Below are 17541 nucleotides of genomic sequence, written 5' to 3' on the forward strand. Positions count from 1 at the left end.
TCTATACGGTTCAGTCTGACACATATGGATCAATATAGTCACTTAATTTGTTTTCGACTGACTCGAAAACTTCTACTCAGCGTCCTCCACGTTCCTGCTCCTCCAAATACTTGCGGAGGCGGATGAGATAATCCGGTGCATCCAGTTGGTCAGTGGTAATCAGCTCAATGATGCACAGTTGATTTATTTGCGCTTGCTCTGCCGCAGTGATCACCTCGTCCAGTTCACGGTTGGTGCGGACTTGAGCAGTGAACGCCTTTCCGCCAAAGGCTTCTGCCAGCTGCGTATAATGCCAGGCGGGAATTTGATTGTATCTCTGATTGGAAGTCTTAACGTTCAAATATTTTTCGATCGTGTAGCCGCTGTTGTTGAGGATAAATAGAATCGGCCGGCAGCCGTTGCTCAGCATCGTGCTGATTTCTTGAACCGTCAGCTGCAGAGAGCCGTCTCCCGTAAACAGCAGTACACGCCTGTCCGGTGCCGCGATACATGCTCCTAACGCGGCAGGGGTTGCATAGCCGATGCTTTGCCAGCCCTGTTGGCAAATATAATCGGCTCCCGCCGGAAGCCGCACCTGTGACATTCCATACGCAAAGGTTCCAGTCTCAACCACGACAATATCCTTGTCCTTCATCATACTCTGTAAGCGGGGATAATATGTTGCCGCCCGGATTAACTGATCAGGCTCGCCAATTATTTCATCATACGGGAAGGAGCTCTGAGGCAAAGGTCCACTTCGGGTCCAGCCGCATGCATTCAAGGCAGCGATGAGATCCGCCGCCATAACCTGCTCGTACATTGATTCTCCAACCCGTACAAACTCCGGCTGGATGTCGACGAGGCGTAGGCGATCGAGCTTCGCCGTATTATTCGCCGAATTGACATCGGTCCAGATCATTCCGACCGCAATCATGCAGTCTGCGCTTTCAACGATATTCCTTACCTGTTCGCTGCCGAAAGCTCCGCCGTATACCCCGATATAATTCGGGTGCCGTTCGTCAAAGCTGCTCTTGCCAAGCAGGAGAGATGCGGCTGGCAAGTTTAAGCGCAGCGCCAAATGCTGAACGGCATCTCTGAATCCGTAGCGGAGCGTCAGCATGTCCGAAAGCAGTACCACGTTGTTTGTGCCGTTCAACAGTCCGCGAATATGCTGAATCGCTGCTTCAAGGGCAGGCTTGCTTGTCGCGCTTTGCATCTCCTCCGGAATAGTTCGATGGACGATGGGCTTTGTCACCAAATCGATCGCTACCATGAGATAGACCGGCTTGCGGGTTCGCTTGGCTATGCGGATGGCCGCCGGGATCTCCTGCTCGGCGTTCTCCGGTGTCAAAATCGCCGTATAGGCGCATAGATGCGTGTATATTTGCCGGAACACGTCGAAATCGCCGTTCAGCAGCGTATGGTGCATCAGCTTATGCGCCTCTTGATCCATCGATTTCGGAGCTCCGACGATATGCACTAACGGCACATATTCGCTGTTCGCTCCCGCTACCGTATTGCAGGCACTCATCTCCCCAACGCCGAAGGTTGTAATTAGCGCCGACAAGCCCCGTAGCCGTCCGTAGCCGTCAGACGCATATCCAGCTCCCAGCTCGTTGCGTCCATTGATGAATCGGATTCCTTCATAGCCCTCCAATGTATCCAGAAGGCTGAAATTGTAATCGCCAGGAATGCCGAAAATTTCGGTAATGCCCTCCGCTTTCAGACAATCGAAAAGATACTGCCCCAGTGTGGGCGAAGAAGCCGGCATGGGCGGCTGCATTTTATCCGGTTTGTTTTTAAGCATTGTCAAGTTATACGTTCCTCCTCAGAGATTTCCGATGGATAGCTTGTTTCATATGCACGGAGAGATACAGCGTTACCGCTCTAAATTCCCCCAATTACCGCCTTACCATTCCTGGCTCTTCTGCGGGCATCGCGAAATCCATACGTTTCTTAGTGTAGAAATAGTTATCAACTGTTATTTTTTATGAAAAGGTAGGAGCAGGCGATTCATCAATTTTCATACGGAGTAAACTATAAGGTTTTTGTCGCAGGTCTTTTCCATAATGATAGCTTGCCTGCCGGTGTAATTGGTTCACGATAACATATAAGTATTGATCCGGACCAATCGAGAAAGTATCCGGCCATAAAATTCCCGGTTCATGTGCGATAGTCTCCATTATGCCATTCGGGAATATCTTTCGGATGCTGTTGTTTTCATAGTCTCCAGCATAAACGATTCCCTTTGCATCGGTGACCATTCCGTCTGACGCACCTTTTTCTCCCCAATATCTCACATGATAACGTAAATCCATATCCGATATCGTTCTGTCTCTTATACGTTCTGTTGAGATCGAGTACAGATGACGACTGGACAGCGGACAAAAAAATAATATCTTGCCGTCAGGGGAAATCGCTATACCATCAGAGGCCACTCTAAAGGGAGAAGTCGAGCCGTCCTTGTTTCGGTTCATCAAAATTTGACCTTCCACTTTCGGTATAAAACAGGGATCGGGTGAAGTTGAATTTGCTCCATTCAACCGTCTAAACGCATTTCCATTTGCTAAGTCTACGACAATAATCGCTCCTGGTCCTTTGGAAGATGAATCCGTTATATAGGCAAAACCTGCTTGACCAACACGAAAATCAAATCGGACATCATTCAGATAAGTTGTTGGCAGGACAACATCTTCTGTAAATGTATATACTTTGCTTATTGTGTTTGTTTTTAAATCTACAGCGACTAATTTTGCGCCGCCTTTAATAGGTTCAGTAGAGTTTGGTGCTGCTGTATCTAATACCCAAAGCGTTCCTCTTCCATCAGCAAACACACTTTGGACACTGATGAAAGACATTGTGATATTCCACTGGTTTGCCAAATTGGTTTCTATACTGGGATAAGGCTGCAATCTATCCTCAACAATTTCCGCCACCGTAAATGTAACGTCGTCTCCCCATCTCGGAAAGCAAATGAAAATACGCCCGGTTTCTGAAACACTAACACCTGTCGGCATAGCCCCATAAAATGAATAAACAAGTTCTAACTTACCGAAATAATGTTCAATAGGTAACATCGGTTTCATGATATCCTCCCCCATCAGATTCGCGCAGATAACACCTATATATGCGGGTTGTGGCTTTTTTATGGATGGAATCGCAGTCTTATCAAGGGAGCTTGGCAGCCTATTTGGCGAACGCCATGGGGGAGAATTTTTGCCGCCATACGGAAAAGTCAGCAGTCCAGCTCCGGAAGCGGAGCCAATTTCACACAAGGATAGGTTTAGGATACAAAGTCTTTTTGGTTTTTTCCCAACTCGGGTTATAATGGCAAAAGATGGACCAGCCCGGATCACCGCCGTATCCTGCAAGGATACTCAAGCGGGGGAGAACGGGATTTGGTTATATAAGGAGGCCTACCCATGGATTATAAAGCTTATTTCGAGCAGCGGAGAGAACAGCATTTGAACGAGCTCAAGGAATGGATCTCCATTCCCAGTATTTCGGCGCTGTCCGAGCATAAGGAAGATGTGAACAGGGCGGCCAGCTGGCTGTCGGACACCCTGAAGAGGGCAGGTCTGGACAACGTCGAGATTCATCAAACAAAAGGGCATCCGATCCTTTATGCGGATCATCTGCATGCTCCCGGAAGGCCTACGGTTCTCGTCTATGGACACTACGATGTGCAGCCGGTGGACCCTCTGCATTTATGGGAGACGCCTCCCTTCGAGCCCGACATCCGGGACAACAAGCTGTATGCCAGAGGAGCGACGGACGACAAAGGCCAGCTGTTCCTGCATATTAAGGCCATCGAAGCCTTGATCCAGTCGGAAGAGCCGCTCCCGGTCAATATCAAGCTGATTATTGAAGGCGAAGAGGAAGTAACGAGCACCAATCTCCATCCTTTCATCCATACATACAAGGACAAGCTTGCGGCGGATGTGGTGCTCATCTCCGATACCGAGCTGCTTGCTCCGGGCAAGCCGGCGATCAGCACGGGCCTTCGCGGTCTCTGCTCGCTTGATGTGTCCGTACGAACAGCCAAGACCGACCTGCACTCCGGAACCTTCGGAGGCGGCGTTCCCAATGCGCTCCATGCCCTGGTTTCCTTGCTCGCTTCGCTTCATGACGATAAGGGACGCATTGCAGTCGATGGATTTTATGACGATGTGCCTGACCTTACGCCGGAAATGAGAGCCGAGCTTGCCAGGAAAGAGTTCGACGAGGAGCAGCAAAAGATCACCCTCGATCTTGATGCGCTATACGGCGAGGAAGGCTACTCCTACGTTGAGAGGACCGGAGCGCGGCCCACGCTGGAGATCAACGGCATGTACGGCGGCTTCCAGGGTGAAGGCACGAAGACGGTCATTCCTTGCGAGGCTCACGCGAAAATCACCTGCCGCCTGGTAGGCAAGCAGGATCCCCAGGATATTCTGGACAAAATCGAACGCCACATCCGCAGCCATACGCCTGCAGGAGCGAGAGTAACTGTCGTGCAGCGGGAGAAAGGCAATCCGTATACCATCGATCCGTCCGTTCCCGTGCTTCAAAAAGCGGCCGACGCCTACGAGCGCGTATACGGCGTACGTCCCGTATTCACCAAAGACGGCGGCTCCATTCCGATTGTCGAAGCGCTGGCCCGGGAGTTGTCCGTGCCGGTCGTGCTCATGGGCTTCGGGCTTCCCGACGAGAATCTCCATGCGCCCAACGAGCATTTCCATCTGGAGAATTTCGATAAAGGATTGCTGACCATCGTAGAGTTTCTGAAAATGATCTGATTCTCTGATTGTTGGAGCCATCAGCAGTCCCCTGTTCAAGCCTTATATCTATTCAAGAATGGAAGCCGCTGTCCAAGAGGCTTCCATTTTCTTATCGTCATCTATTCATTTATTTCTGGAATGTTGTAAATAATGCTCCCTGTCTGACAATTTCCTCGATCGAATAAACATCCAGAGTACTTTGAAACTGCTGCTCTGCTTTATCAATAAGCAAAGAAATAAACTGTTCAGTTCCTGTGCTTGGCACAGACCAATAAGGCGTGCTTTGCGATTTCCCCAGCACCCGGTAGACTTCGCCAACTGTAATTTCCCGCGGTGATTTCGCTAATGCATAACCACCTTCGCGACCTCCATGGGCGGATACGATTTCAGCTTTCGATAGTGCTGCCAGGATCTTTCGCACATAGCTTGGCTCCGCACCTAATTCGTTGGCTATAGTTTGACTCTTCAACAATTTATCCGTTCTAGAAAGAAGAACAAGGGCGCGCAGAGCGACATGAAACCATGTCGGGCCCAGTTCCCCGGATTGAATTAGTAATTGCATGTTCTCCTCCAGTATCGCGGTATTATATCTTACTATATCATTTTCTCTGAGTTGACATCTATTAACCGTTCATGATAATTTTTAATTGTGATTAATAATTCACAATTAAATTGCAGGCCAATTGAATGATCTTGAGGAGGTTTAAGTTGTATGGATTTCATTAGCAGAGTCGTACCGGAGTTAAGACCGATTATATCGTTATTGCCGCCTATGAATCTGCCTGGGGATTTAGCCATGATAAGACAAGCCCCTATACCTCCCGCCCAGGAATCCGAAGATGTTATTACAATTTCCCGCCATATTTCCGGAGCAGCCGGCCAGGAAATGCTGGTAAAGATTTATGAGCCGAGGAATCGAAATCAAGCTGCGCTTCCTGCTTTGTTATGGATCCATGGAGGGGGTTATGTTATTGGACACCCTAACATGGATGACGGTTTATGCCAAACCTTCGCTATAACGGCTAATTGTATCGTCGTGTCGGTCGATTACCGGTTGGCACCGGAGCATCCATATCCGGCAGCGATTGAGGATTGTTACGAGGCATTAAAGTGGATGTCTGACAATTCTGACGAGCTGAATATCGATGTGACCCGTATAGCCATTGCCGGTGCGAGCGCTGGCGGGGGCTTGACGGCTGCTTTGGCTTTAATGGCTCGCGATAAAGGCGGACCGTCGATCGTTTTTCAAATGCCGTTATATCCAATGATCGATGATCGTAATACGACTCCTTCAAGCTACGAAATAACGGACGAAAGAGCAACCTGGAATCGATCCAAAAATGCAGCTGCATGGAGCATGTATTTAGGAGAACATGCAAACGGGGAGATATCCCAATATGCAGCTCCTGCCCGCGCGCATAATTTGGCTGGCTTGCCCCCCACATACACTTGTGTGGGTCAATTAGATCCGTTTCGTGATGAAACCATTGAATATGTCGCGCGGCTTGCCCAATCGGGAGTTGACGTGGAGTTCCAGTTGTACCCGGGATGTTTCCATGGCTTTGAGAGTGTCGTTCCTAATGCGAAAGTAAGCCAACATGCCAGAAATGAGTATGTTAACGCATTAGCCGCAGCATTAAAGTGAAGAGTTCTGCTTTAACCAGGAGCACCTCTTGGAAGTTGAATGGGAGCCATTTGTAGGATTCCGATTCAATTCTGAAGGTGTTTTTGTTTTTCTTTATAAGATGCGATTAGCCGCGTAAATCGCGGCTATTTTTGTTTATGGGATCAAGTTCTTGTTTGTCCCCATTTTCTTCAGAAAATATTCAGAATTTCCCCCACTTTATACGCAGAATTTTTGGATAGGATAATAACTGTTGGATAAAGGAGGGCGATAACATGCAGGTTAATATAAGAACACGTATTCAGGATAACTTTCTGTTTCTGTCGAGGTTTCTAAGCTCGCCCGGAATCATCGGGAGCGTGACTCCAAGCTCGAAATTTCTGGCCAAACAAATGATAAATGCTGTCCCATGGAATCAGGTATACCATGTCGCGGAGCTTGGAGCCGGGACCGGCGCGATCACCAAATACATTCAGGAGGCCCGGCGGAAGGATACGAAAGTCTTGCTGTTCGAGCAGGACACGCGTCTGCGCCATAAGCTGCAAAACCAATACCCGGCCTTCTCCTGCTATGAAGACTGCCGCGAGCTCGAAGCTGCTTTGCGCAGTGAAAACATCAAGCAGCTCGACTGTATCCTCAGCGGTCTGCCCTTCTTCAACTTCCCCCAGGAGGTGCGGGACAGGCTGGTCGGTCAAATCGTGGCCTCCTTGAGGCCCGGCGGCTTGTTTATTGCTTTTCAATATTCTCAGCAGATGAAAATGCAGCTGAGCGAGCATTTTGAAATTGAGCAAATCAAATTCGTTCCGCTTAATATTCCTCCGGCATTCGTCTATATATGCCGCAAAAAAGGGTGAGACAGCCATGATCGCGGGAGCAAAACGGTATCTGCCGCTGCTGTGGATGCTGGCCATACCGGTATTGAATGTATTTTATGAGATATTGAACCGCGCAGGGGCCCATGTCAGCAGCTTGGCGACGGGACTGGATGAACGGACTCCTTTTCTGCCCGCCTTTATTATCCCGTATCTGATCTGGTATCCCTTCATTATGATCATGCTGATCGTATTGTTCATGAAGAGCAGAACGGTCTATTACCGGACGCTGCTGGCCTTGAGCCTCGGCTTGATTGGATGCTATCTGACGTATTATTTTTATCAAACGACAATATCCCGTCCGACGATTACGGAGCATGGGCTTTTTTATTCGCTCGTAAATATGATTTACCATTCGGATGGTCCGTATAATTGCTTTCCGAGCATTCATGTTCTGACCAGCTACCTGATGCTCAAAGGCGTGTCGAGCTGCACGAATCTTTCCAGAATGACACGATGGTTTGTTGTCGTCATGGGCTGGTCAATCATCGTTTCGACCGTATTTGTGAAGCAGCATGTGTGGCTGGATATGGCTGGTGCCATTTTGCTGGCGGAGATGATGTATTATGCGGCAGGGACATGGCTTCTTCCGCGGACTGCGGTTCAGAGGAGGCAGGTTGAATGAATGCGGATATGATGCTTGGGCTGATTCAGCATTTTGGCTATGCTGCGCTGTTCTTCGTCTTATGTCTGGGCCTTATCAGTATTCCGGTTCCCAATGAGGTCATTGTCATGACAGCCGGAGCAGTGACGGTGAGCGGGAGCCTGCTTCCTTTGCCGGCGTTTCTGTGTACGTATCTGGGCGTCCTGTCGGGGCTAACGTTTGGGTATACGATGGGACGAAGGTACGGCAGACCGATTCTGAACAGATGGGAGCGGAAGGCACGGATCGGGAAAGCTATGAAATTTGCGGAGAAGCTCATATCCAAATACGGAAAATCAGCCTTGTGTGTGAGCTATTTCTTTCCCCTTGTTCGCCATATTATGCCCTATCTTGCAGGGCTAAATCGGATGAGCTTCAAGCTGTTTGCATTTTTTTCCTATACGGCAGGCTTAGTGTGGACGCTGATTTATTTTTTCCTGGGCCGTCTTGTCGGGAACCACGTGCAGGAGGTGGGTTATTTGATTTATAATTATGGCATGAAACTGCTGTGGCTGCCGATCGTACTGCTCGTTGTTCTGGGCATTATCAAATGGTCTGCCCGACTGCGCAATGAGAGGAAGGGAACGCTGGGCCGATGAGTACGATTCTTGTCGTTGACGATGATCCGGAAATCCGCGATGTTCTTCATATCTACCTGCGCAATGAAGGCTATCATGTGCTGGAAGCGGAAGACGGGGTGCAGGCTCTGGATATTCTGAAGAGCGGGCAGATCCATCTGATCATACTGGATATTATGATGCCTAATCTGGACGGGATCAAAGCCTGTCTCCAAATCCGCGAGGAATCGCAAATCCCCATCATTATGCTGTCGGCCAAAGAGGAATATCTCGATAAAATCATGGGCTTGTCCACCGGAGCGGATGATTACGTGACCAAGCCCTTCAACCCGCTGGAGCTTATGGCCCGCGTGAAAGCGCAGCTTAGAAGACAGGGCTACTCCTCTTCCGCTAACCAGGACTCCGATGAGGGTGAGATCCGAATCGATGAGCTTGTTATCAATAAGGATGAACATACCGTCACGGTTCGCGGCGCACCCGTATCTCTTACTCCCATCGAGTTCTCCATTCTGGAATTATTGGCGGGGAGCCGCGGGCATGTGTTTAATGTCGATCATATCTATCAGCGGGTCTGGAAGGATCAGACCGGATTCTTCTCGGAAAACACAGTGATGGTCCACATCCGGAATCTCCGGGAGAAAATCGAGCTGAAGCCGCGGGAGCCGCAGTATATCAAGACCGTCTGGGGAGTGGGATATAAGATTGATAAATAAAATCTGGGCCATACTGGGCGGCCGCAACAGTATCCGCGGCCAAATGCTCTGGACATTTGTCTTAAGCCTGCTGCTCGCTGTGCTCGGTAATTTGCTGGCCAATTTTTTTACGCCGGAATCTGCTGGCACTCTTACCCTTTTTCTGAATCCCATCTCTTTTTTTCTCTGCTTTTTTTTCTTCTTTTTTCTGTTTACCCGCCGGATCGTGCGGACCTTCAGGGCCATTACGGATGGTCTGAAGCTGATTGCAAGCGGGAATTTGAGCTGCAGGGTGCCTGCGACCCGGGAGGATGAGCTGGGGCTTGTGGGCCGGAACATCAATCAGATGGCGGAGCAGCTTCAGCAGCAGATGGAACGGGAACGGCAGCTCGAGAAATCCAAGATGGAGCTGATTACGTATGTTTCCCATGATTTGAGAACGCCGCTCACCAGCATCATAGGCTATCTGGATCTGCTCAAGACACGGAAGTATCAGAATGAGCAGGAGCAGGAACGTTTTATTGATAATGCCTATAACAAGACGCAGCAGCTCAAGAAGCTGATTGACGATTTGTTCGAATATACCCGGCTGACCGGCGGCGACGTCCGGTTATCCCTGCAGGAGGTGGATCTGAACAGCCTGCTGGAACAAATCATCACCGAGTTCGAACCGGTTGCCAGGGAGCAGGGGATTATGGTGGTCAAAGAACAAAATCCGGGACCTGTCCGGGTGCGGATGGATGTGGAGAAAATCGTGCGGGCCATCGATAACCTGCTGACGAACGCGCTGAAATTCTCTGAGAGGCCGGGAGAGATCCGGATCGAATTGCTGCAGCGGGAAGACCATGCGGTCTTGTCTATCGCCAACCGCGGCAAACCGGTTACGCCGGAGCAGGAGGAGCGGTTGTTTGAACGGTTCTACAAGATGGAGCCTTCCCGCAGTGACGAGAACATGCCGGCAGGCTCCGGACTGGGACTGTCGATCGCCCGTAATATCGTGGAGCTGCATGGCGGACGGATATGGCTGGAGCACCACGAAGGCCATTATAAGTTCTGGATGGAGTTTATAGTATAGAAGGACTATCATCTGACGCTAACGAGCATCATTTTCACTCATCGCCCCATAGCGCTCAAGCGCTCTGCGGGATGTTTCCAGCATCCGCCGCTTCATATGCTCCCCCTCAATGATCCGCACTCGCTTGCCGAGAAAACGCAGCTTCGAAAGCATGTATTCGCGCTCGTCCTGGGCAAAGCTCAAGCAGATCCGATAAAGCTGATTGTCCGCGTCATAGGTCACGTCCTTCTCGAAGCAGGAGAAGGCATACAGAATACGGGAGAGCTCCCGGTTATACGTCGGCACAACCTCCACGACGGCTGTTTCTTTGGGTAATGCGAGCATGCGCTCCACCTGCTTAAGGGCATGCTCCTTGTGTCCGGGCATTAGTTCATAGCCGGTTACGGCAGTGATTTTTTCCAGCCTGGTGCTCATGAAGGTACGGTGCCGAAAATGGTACCAGATCAAATACCACTCCCGCTTCACCATGGAATATTCCAATTTGTACGGAAACCCCGTTTGCTCCGGACATACGCGCCCGCCTTTGAGGCTGTAAACGATGCGAATCCCCTTTTTCTGCAAAATATAACGGCGCAGCGGGCGCAGCAGAGGATGAATGACCTGCCGCTGCAGGCTTTGGGCCTTCTCCAGAAAATGCTCCTGCAGATCCATCGCTTCATCCGGCTCCAGAATCGCTTGCAGCTTCGCGAATGTCTCCTCCCGGAAGGCATCCCTGGCTGAAGGATGCTGGAGCATGCTCTTCAGCCAAGAGCGCTCATGCGATGTGGCCAGGAAGGTGCCCGAGCCCTCCAGCCGGGAGATAATCTGATAATTAAAGATCTTCTCGAACAGGTTCATAATAGGCCGCTATCTCCTTCCATTCCGCAATCATTTCACGCCGCAGCTGATTCGGCGCAAGCACCTCGCAGCTGGAGCCGAAGCTGCGCAGCCATGGCTTAATCTCCGTTATGCCGTTCACGAGGATCTCATAGATGAAGGACTGCTCATCCTCATCCGTGATGCTGCCCCATTGCCCCTGGAGCCGTACGCGTTCCTTGATGAAATTCGGCTGCGATGCTTCGGGATTATAAAACCGTACCCGGACGGCTGCGGGCGCTCCCGTATCGATGAGCCAGCTGTGCGCCGTTTTATGCTCCAGCTCCTCCCTTTTCCCCCGGAAGAAGTCTTCGGTGACCTTCTCATCCTCTTCGAATTGGGTGATGCCCTCCAGACGGTATTTGCGAATGCCTTCCCTGCGGTTATGGGCGAGAAGGTACCACCTCCCATATTGGTGATCGTAGACCACCTTAAGCGGGAGCGTGCGCTCCTGTCTACCCTCCGTATCCCGCTCGAACAGCGGATTCGTATTGCGGGAGGCATAGTTTTTCTCCGATTTCGGGGAGAAATAGAGAAAACGCACCCTGCGCCGGTTCCCGATCGCGTGGAGCAGCGTGAACAGATGCGCCTCGTCAAGAATACGCGAGTAATAATGATATTTATATAAGAATGGCTCGACGGCATCTCTGCCGTCATGGCTGCGGGCAAGGATTTTCTTCAGGCCGTCGCGGAGAAGATAGCCCTGCACCGAAGGAACCCGGGTATTGGCCATCACATCGACAAAGTCGAACAGATCCATCAGCTCGTCGTCCGACAGCTGCTGCACCAGATCGTTTTGCATCCGGTAGCGGAAAGGGCGCGCACCGGGCTCGCGGCGGATGACGCCAACCTCCTCCAGATATTTGAGGTCCGAGCGGATGGTCTTCTCGTCCGGGAAGGGCAGGTCATCCGCGAGGCCGCCGCAGCACACATCCAGCAGCTCCATGGCCGTCAGCGGCTGCCCGTGAAGAGCGGCCAGCAGCAGGGAGATCCGCTGGCTCTCGGACTCCTTGAGCGACTTGGCCCGGAACAGAAACAGCAGCATGGGATCTGCGGAATCATAGTATTGGAAGCGGATGGTCTCCGCCAGCTCCCGGCCTTGTTCCTCGGGCAGCTGCTGCTGCACGGCGCCGACGATTTCCTTTAATTTGCGGATGGTTTTGTCAAACGTATGTACAGAGATCCCGAGCCGGTCGGCGAACTGTTGGCGGCTGTATGCCCCGCGCGTCAGGACAAGCATCCGCAGAAACTGGATTTCCTTATCAAAGCTTTCCTTCGCCAATGCGCTCTCCCCGCTTACATTCAAGTCATATTCTTTATTGTAACAGGGGAGTGCAGGGTGGGATATGGAAAAATTCCAAGGACGCTCGCTATACTTTCGCCATGTTCACTGGCCGGGAAATAAGAGAAGATGTTCCAAGGAAGAAGGAGGAATGCGGCATGACCGGATACCAGACACAAATTATGGAACAGCTGAGGTTGATCGAGCAGGAAGAAGACGTGAGAATCGTCTATGCATGCGAATCAGGCAGCCGGGCATGGGGATTTGCATCCAAAGACAGCGATTATGATGTTAGGTTCATCTATGTTCGTCCTATAGATGATTATTTGTCCATATTCGACAGAAGAGATGTGATTGAGCGTCCGATCAGCGGGATGCTGGATATTAACGGTTGGGATATGAAGAAGGCACTGAATCTTTTCAGCAAATCCAACCCGCCGCTGCTGGATGAGTTGTTTCGAGCCGCACTGAGGCAAGCTTGGGAGTAACCTTGGCATAGGGGAAGAAGCATGCGCGGCTCGCGGCATGCTTCTTTTGTTTTCTCTTACGGCTATGTATACTGCGCATCCCGATAACCGTATAAGATGGGCTATTCAAATGCTTTCATTTGAGATCCGGATATGAAATTTAAAATTTTGTCGGCTAAGCGACTGTTTTCGACAGGCTTTATTCATTATAATGTACATAATACTCATCCGATAACTATGAATTAAAATGTATATAGCATATAAATGAGGTGAATACGGTTTTGGAAGACTTTCAATCCGCCGAGGCCCAGCGGGAAAGTGCGCTGCTGGCGCAGCTGTTTGAGGAGCATGGGCAGCTCCGGAGCTGCAAGAAGAACGAGTATATTTTCCGGGAAGAGGACAACAGCGATGAAATTTATTATGTCCGCAGCGGGCTTGTGAAGATTTCCCAATCGGCGCAGGAAGGGCAAAGCATTACTTTGTTTCTGCGCCATGTCGGAGAGGTTTTTGGAGCTGCGGAGGTATTGATCGGGGAGAAACGGCAGCGGGATGCCAGATGCATCGTAAGCAGCGAGGTGCTGACGATTGCGGCGCCGGTATTCAAAAATCTGCTGCAAAGCCGCACCGATGTCCTATACGCGCTGACCTTGTCGAACGCAAGGCGGTTGCTGCAAACGCAGCGGTACGTCGAGATGCTGATTTCGCGTCCTGCCGCCTGGAGACTGGCGCATTTTCTGCTGCAGCTGGGCAGACGCAAAGGCAGCACACTTCAGATCGCGCTGCAGCTGAGCCATGAGGAAATATCCTTTATAGTCGGGTGCAGCCGGCAGACCGTTACGGAAACACTCAACAAATGGCGGGAGCAGGGACTGATAAGCTACGAGAAGAAGAGCGTGTTCATCCATGATTCCGCACAGTTTCTGTCCGGTGTCTAGTCGAGATTTGGAGGTAAGCCATGATCAAGGTTGAAGGTGTAGGCAAGACATTCAAGCAGAGGGACGCCACTATCTTTACCGCGATTGAGAACGTGTCGTTCACGGTGGAGAAAGGCGAATTCGTATCGATCGTCGGCCCGTCGGGCTGCGGCAAAACGACGCTGCTTAATCTGGTGGCGGGGCTGGAAAAAGCGGAGACCGGCTCGATCGAGGCGATTGGCCGCAAGGTAACCGCTCCGGGTCCCGACCGGATTGTCGTATTTCAGGAGCATGCCTTGTTTCCATGGCTGACGGTGCTGGACAATGTAGCCTTCGGGCTGAAGCAGCGGGGACTTTCGAAGCAAGAGCGGTACGATCTGGCCATGGAGCAGATCCGCATGGTGCATCTCGGCAAGTTTGCCGACCGTTACCCGCATGAGCTGTCGGGAGGCATGAAGCAGCGGGTAGCCATTGCCCGGGCACTCGTCATGGACCCGGAAATCCTGCTGATGGACGAACCATTCGCCGCATTGGACGAACAGACGAGGCTGCTGCTCCATCAGGAGCTGGAATCAATCTGGATGAAGACGCGCAAGACGGTTCTGTTCATTACCCATAATATCCGCGAAGCGGTGCTGTTATCCGATCGGGTGCTGGTCATGTCCACCAGGCCGGGCAAGATCAAGAAAGAATTTGCCGTACAGGCGGCAAGACCGCGCAATTCGGGAGATTCCGTGATCCATCATATTGAAAGCCGTATTCTGGAGGCGCTGGCAGATGAACTGGAGAAGGTGGTGAAGGAGGAATACGGCGATGATTACGATTTTCAAAAAGGCAGGTTTTCTAATTCTTCTGATTCTTATCTGGGAGGCAGCCTATAGAATATTTGGCTGGGGCTGGCGGTTTCCTTCCGCGTTGCAAACCTTTCATACCTTTTGCGACGGACTGGTCAACGGCCAGCTGCTCGAAGCGGTATACAGCAGTCTGCGCCGGATTATTATAGCTTTCGCATTATCCTGCGTGATCGGAGTGTCCCTTGGCGTGCTGTTTGCCCGCAACCGGTTTGTGGACGAGACGTTCGGCTTTCTGGTCGTCGCTCTGCAGACGGTTCCAAGTATCGCCTGGCTTCCTTTTGCCATCATCTGGTTTGGATTAAATGATTTCTCGGTCGTATTCATCACGACCATCGGCGCGACCTGGACGATGGCGATTTCCAGCCGCAGCGGCTTCCGGAACATTCCCTCCCTGTATTTGAAGGCGGCGGAGATGTTCGGAACCGGAAGGGGCGTCAAGCTGGTTTTTCAAATCATGGTGCCGGCCGCTGTTCCCCATCTCATCACCGGCATGCGGATGGCCTGGGCGTTCGCCTGGCGCGCGCTTGTCTCCGGCGAGCTGATCGCCCGAGGTGTAGGGCTTGGGCAGATGCTGGAGGAAGGGCGAAACATCGGCGATACATCCATTATGCTTTGCGTCGTTCTGCTCATTGCAATAATCGGAACGATCTCCGATCACCTCGTGTTCAAACGGATTGAGGACCGGATCATGGTGCGCTACGGCCTCCATTCCGCCAAATCCTAGTCCGCTGCAAGGATTGGGCTGCCGCATGCGTAAAACGTCCTTTCGAACCTTGTAAGTGTTACCAGCAAGTTAAGCGCTCATCACTTGTTTTTTATAATAGAGAGGGGAAAGTTTGAATGAAAAAACAATGGTTGCTGTCCATGGTGCTTATCCTGGTGCTCGCGGGGCTGCTGAGCGCCTGCGGCTCCAATAATGAAGGCAGCGCCGGCTCGGACAGCGAGGCGGCCAAGCCGGCCACCGTCAAGATCGGGCTGCTGAAGAATGTCACCCACGCGCCGGCGTTTATCGCCCTCAAGAACGGCTATTTTCAAAAGGCATTCGGCGACGATGTGAAAATCGAGGTGCAGGCTTTCGATAACGGCTCCGATTTCTCGACGGCGATGGCGACCGGGCAGATCGATATCGGCTATGTCGGACCGGGCCCGGTTACGAATCAATATGTGCGCAGCAAAAATATTACGATCGTCTCCGGCGCCAATAACGGCGGTGCTGTGCTGGTAACGCGGAAAGGCGCGAATATTGCCGACGTGAAGGGCCTTGCAGGCAAGACCGCTGCTATTCCGACCACAGGCAGCACGAATGAAATTTCCTTGCGTCTGCTGCTGCAGCAGAACGGACTCAGTGTAACCAAGGACGCCTCCGGTGTGCAGCTGATCACGATGGCGCCGGCCGATACGCTTGTGGCAATGAAGCAGAATCAGGTCGATGCCGCGCTGCTGCCGGAGCCGTGGGGCACGCAAATCGTCGAGCAGGGAATCGGAGATATTTTGGTCGATTGGGACAAAATTCCACCTAATGACGGGAACTATCCGCTTACGATCCTGGTCGCTAACAATGATTTTCTGAAAAAATACCGCGGTACGGTGAAAGAGGCCATCAAGGCCAATATAGAGGCGATCGACTATATCAAATCGAACCCCGATGACGCCTACTCGCTTGTCAGCGACGAATTAAAAGAGCTGTCGGGCAAAGGACTTGAGCTTAACCTGATCAAGGCGGCGCTGCAGCATTTGACCTTGACGACGGACATCGATCTGGATGTGCTGGAGCAGATGGCCCAGGTTGCCGTCGACGCGGGCTATATCAAGGATGTGGAAGGCAAGCCGGACTTGAGCGGCCTGCTGGATCTGTCGATATTGGAGGAAGTGAAATCATGACCTTTATTCAACCTCAGCTGAATGTGCTTCCCGATTATCACGAGCATCTGAAGGTGGTTCTGCTCGGGACAGGATCGCCCCGGGCCTTCTATGGCAGGGCCAAGGCCGGCGTAGTTGTGCTGGCGGGGGATAAGACATTCCTGGTCGACTGCGGCGGTGCGGCGGTCGATCAGATGATCAAGGCGGGCGTAATGCCGCAGCGGGTGTCGGATGTGCTCTTCACCCATCATCACTACGATCATAATGGCGGATTCTTCGATGTGTTCATTACCAGCTGGAGAACGCATGTGACTCCGGAGCGGGTATTCGAGGGGCGCTCGACGCCGATGCAGGTGTATGGTCCGGACACGACCCGGGAAATTATCGGCAAAATGCGCGAGTCCTTCGAATTCGACGTCAAGCTGCGTGTTAGCTACAATCTGTCGGACGAAGCCGGCTCGCAAATTCAGTATATTGAACGCAATGAGGGCATTATCTATGACAGGGATGGGATCCGCATTACCGCTTTTGAAGTGGACCATCGACCCGTCTATCCTGCCGTGGCCTACAAATTCGAGTACAACGGGAAGTCGGCCGTCATCTCCGGAGATACGATTCCGGTGCCCAATATGGTCAAATACAGCGATGGCGTTGACCTGCTCGTCCATGAAGCCTACAACAAGGAATGGCTTGATTCGCTGATTGTGACCTATCCGGAGCAGGCCCGGGCGCTGTCCAATCCGGCCAAGTACCATACGACAACGCTGGAAGCGGCGGAGATCGCCCGTCAAGCGGGAGCCAAGCATCTCGTGCTGACGCATCATATCCCGGCTCCAACGCCCGACGCGGCGGCGGAAGAAGCCTATATGGCGGGAATGAAAGAGATCTACAGCGGCCCGATTACCATGGGCAGGGATTTGATGGTTTTCGATCTGGCGGAAGCATAGCAGGCATGCCGGTAAGAATTTGAACGAATGAGGAAGAATGCAACCTGGGCGTTACCGGGGGCATTCTTCTTTTTTCTTACGCAAGGATGGCAAGGATTTTACAAGAATTTTAGCTTGATATACTGTTAATGGGATTGAA

At 51.6% G+C, this 17541-nt stretch carries 17 protein-coding genes and 1 pseudogene; 13 read left to right on the forward strand and 5 right to left on the reverse strand.

Annotated elements, in window-relative coordinates; all coding sequences use genetic code 11:
* Nucleotides 1–76: 76 nt before the first annotated feature.
* Nucleotides 77–1786 (reverse strand): alpha-keto acid decarboxylase family protein, encoded by a 1710-nt coding sequence (locus tag AC0YNV_RS27550; RefSeq protein ID WP_475771096.1) that lies wholly within the window; start codon nt 1784–1786, stop codon nt 77–79.
* 181 nt (nt 1787–1967) lie between these two features.
* Nucleotides 1968–3065: an L-dopachrome tautomerase-related protein gene (locus tag AC0YNV_RS27555; RefSeq protein ID WP_475770912.1), complete on the reverse strand. Its 1098-nt coding sequence runs from the start codon at nt 3063–3065 to the stop codon at nt 1968–1970.
* 336 nt (nt 3066–3401) lie between these two features.
* On the opposite strand from AC0YNV_RS27555, the gene AC0YNV_RS27560 reads away from it, so the two are divergent.
* Nucleotides 3402–4757, forward strand: a complete 1356-nt coding sequence (locus AC0YNV_RS27560; RefSeq protein ID WP_475770913.1) for a dipeptidase — start codon at nt 3402–3404, stop codon at nt 4755–4757.
* Nucleotides 4758–4866: 109 nt separating this feature from the next.
* On the opposite strand, the gene AC0YNV_RS27565 is transcribed toward AC0YNV_RS27560, so the two are convergent.
* Complete coding sequence (locus AC0YNV_RS27565; RefSeq protein ID WP_475770914.1) at nt 4867–5301, reverse strand: RrF2 family transcriptional regulator; 435 nt, start codon at nt 5299–5301, stop codon at nt 4867–4869.
* Nucleotides 5302–5451: 150 nt separating this feature from the next.
* On the opposite strand from AC0YNV_RS27565, the gene AC0YNV_RS27570 reads away from it, so the two are divergent.
* The 6 genes from AC0YNV_RS27570 to AC0YNV_RS27595 all read left to right on the forward strand — a co-directional run bounded on the left by AC0YNV_RS27570 (nt 5452) and on the right by AC0YNV_RS27595 (nt 10223).
* On the forward strand, nt 5452–6384 hold the full coding sequence (locus tag AC0YNV_RS27570) for an alpha/beta hydrolase (protein ID WP_475770915.1): 933 nt from the start codon (nt 5452–5454) through the stop codon (nt 6382–6384).
* Nucleotides 6385–6638: 254 nt separating this feature from the next.
* The gene (locus tag AC0YNV_RS27575) at nt 6639–7217 is read left to right on the forward strand and encodes a class I SAM-dependent methyltransferase (protein WP_475770916.1); all 579 of its coding nucleotides are present in this window, start codon (nt 6639–6641) and stop codon (nt 7215–7217) included.
* A gap of 7 nt (nt 7218–7224) precedes the next feature.
* Nucleotides 7225–7860, forward strand: coding sequence for a phosphatase PAP2 family protein (locus AC0YNV_RS27580; protein WP_210046287.1), 636 nt, complete (start codon nt 7225–7227; stop codon nt 7858–7860).
* A complete protein-coding gene (locus AC0YNV_RS27585) occupies nt 7857–8477 on the forward strand; it encodes a DedA family protein (RefSeq protein ID WP_475770917.1) in 621 nt (206 codons plus the stop codon). The genes AC0YNV_RS27580 and AC0YNV_RS27585 overlap by 4 nt, the downstream gene beginning before the upstream one ends.
* Entirely contained in the window at nt 8474–9169 is a 696-nt protein-coding gene (locus AC0YNV_RS27590) for a response regulator transcription factor (RefSeq protein ID WP_475770918.1), read from the forward strand. The genes AC0YNV_RS27585 and AC0YNV_RS27590 overlap by 4 nt, the downstream gene beginning before the upstream one ends.
* Nucleotides 9159–10223, forward strand: coding sequence for a HAMP domain-containing sensor histidine kinase (locus tag AC0YNV_RS27595; protein WP_475770919.1), 1065 nt, complete (start codon nt 9159–9161; stop codon nt 10221–10223). Before AC0YNV_RS27590 ends, AC0YNV_RS27595 begins: the two co-directional genes overlap by 11 nt.
* A gap of 18 nt (nt 10224–10241) precedes the next feature.
* On the opposite strand, the gene AC0YNV_RS27600 is transcribed toward AC0YNV_RS27595, so the two are convergent.
* Together AC0YNV_RS27600 and AC0YNV_RS27605 are read right to left on the reverse strand one after the other, a co-directional pair.
* Nucleotides 10242–11060, reverse strand: coding sequence for a WYL domain-containing protein (locus AC0YNV_RS27600; RefSeq protein WP_475770920.1), 819 nt, complete (start codon nt 11058–11060; stop codon nt 10242–10244).
* A complete protein-coding gene (locus AC0YNV_RS27605; protein WP_475770921.1) occupies nt 11035–12360 on the reverse strand; it encodes a helix-turn-helix transcriptional regulator in 1326 nt (441 codons plus the stop codon). The genes AC0YNV_RS27600 and AC0YNV_RS27605 overlap by 26 nt, the downstream gene beginning before the upstream one ends.
* Nucleotides 12361–12518: 158 nt before the next feature.
* On the opposite strand from AC0YNV_RS27605, the pseudogene AC0YNV_RS27610 reads away from it, so the two are divergent.
* From AC0YNV_RS27610 to AC0YNV_RS27635, 6 genes and pseudogenes are all read left to right on the forward strand, one after another.
* Nucleotides 12519–12815 (forward strand): annotated as a pseudogene (locus AC0YNV_RS27610) (DNA polymerase beta superfamily protein); the annotation flags it as partial.
* Between the two features lie 293 nt (nt 12816–13108).
* Nucleotides 13109–13762 (forward strand): Crp/Fnr family transcriptional regulator, encoded by a 654-nt coding sequence (locus AC0YNV_RS27615; RefSeq protein WP_210046281.1) that lies wholly within the window; start codon nt 13109–13111, stop codon nt 13760–13762.
* 20 nt (nt 13763–13782) lie between these two features.
* On the forward strand, nt 13783–14622 hold the full coding sequence (locus AC0YNV_RS27620) for an ABC transporter ATP-binding protein (protein ID WP_475770922.1): 840 nt from the start codon (nt 13783–13785) through the stop codon (nt 14620–14622).
* A complete protein-coding gene (locus tag AC0YNV_RS27625; protein ID WP_475770923.1) occupies nt 14555–15319 on the forward strand; it encodes an ABC transporter permease in 765 nt (254 codons plus the stop codon). Before AC0YNV_RS27620 ends, AC0YNV_RS27625 begins: the two co-directional genes overlap by 68 nt.
* 116 nt (nt 15320–15435) lie before the next feature.
* Nucleotides 15436–16476, forward strand: a complete 1041-nt coding sequence (locus AC0YNV_RS27630) for an ABC transporter substrate-binding protein (protein ID WP_475770924.1) — start codon at nt 15436–15438, stop codon at nt 16474–16476.
* Nucleotides 16473–17402 (forward strand): MBL fold metallo-hydrolase, encoded by a 930-nt coding sequence (locus AC0YNV_RS27635; RefSeq protein ID WP_210046278.1) that lies wholly within the window; start codon nt 16473–16475, stop codon nt 17400–17402. Before AC0YNV_RS27630 ends, AC0YNV_RS27635 begins: the two co-directional genes overlap by 4 nt.
* Nucleotides 17403–17541 lie beyond the last annotated feature (139 nt).

The organism is Paenibacillus sp. JT31N11 (genome assembly GCF_056269285.1).

Excerpts from the sequence above, each read along its gene's own strand:
- AC0YNV_RS27625 (WP_475770923.1), top strand. The coding sequence starts at position 14,555 with ATGATTACGATTTTCAAAAAGGCAGGTTTTCTAATTCTTCTGATTCTT.
- AC0YNV_RS27570 (WP_475770915.1), top strand. The coding sequence starts at position 5,452 with ATGGATTTCATTAGCAGAGTCGTACCGGAGTTAAGACCGATTATATCG.
- AC0YNV_RS27575 (WP_475770916.1), top strand. The coding sequence starts at position 6,639 with ATGCAGGTTAATATAAGAACACGTATTCAGGATAACTTTCTGTTTCTG.
- AC0YNV_RS27565 (WP_475770914.1), bottom strand. The coding sequence starts at position 5,301 with ATGCAATTACTAATTCAATCCGGGGAACTGGGCCCGACATGGTTTCAT.
- AC0YNV_RS27555 (WP_475770912.1), bottom strand. The coding sequence starts at position 3,065 with ATGAAACCGATGTTACCTATTGAACATTATTTCGGTAAGTTAGAACTT.
- AC0YNV_RS27590 (WP_475770918.1), top strand. The coding sequence starts at position 8,474 with ATGAGTACGATTCTTGTCGTTGACGATGATCCGGAAATCCGCGATGTT.
- AC0YNV_RS27560 (WP_475770913.1), top strand. The coding sequence starts at position 3,402 with ATGGATTATAAAGCTTATTTCGAGCAGCGGAGAGAACAGCATTTGAAC.
- AC0YNV_RS27630 (WP_475770924.1), top strand. The coding sequence starts at position 15,436 with ATGAAAAAACAATGGTTGCTGTCCATGGTGCTTATCCTGGTGCTCGCG.
- AC0YNV_RS27585 (WP_475770917.1), top strand. The coding sequence starts at position 7,857 with ATGAATGCGGATATGATGCTTGGGCTGATTCAGCATTTTGGCTATGCT.
- AC0YNV_RS27620 (WP_475770922.1), top strand. The coding sequence starts at position 13,783 with ATGATCAAGGTTGAAGGTGTAGGCAAGACATTCAAGCAGAGGGACGCC.
- AC0YNV_RS27550 (WP_475771096.1), bottom strand. The coding sequence starts at position 1,786 with ATGCTTAAAAACAAACCGGATAAAATGCAGCCGCCCATGCCGGCTTCT.
- AC0YNV_RS27600 (WP_475770920.1), bottom strand. The coding sequence starts at position 11,060 with ATGAACCTGTTCGAGAAGATCTTTAATTATCAGATTATCTCCCGGCTG.
- AC0YNV_RS27635 (WP_210046278.1), top strand. The coding sequence starts at position 16,473 with ATGACCTTTATTCAACCTCAGCTGAATGTGCTTCCCGATTATCACGAG.
- AC0YNV_RS27580 (WP_210046287.1), top strand. The coding sequence starts at position 7,225 with ATGATCGCGGGAGCAAAACGGTATCTGCCGCTGCTGTGGATGCTGGCC.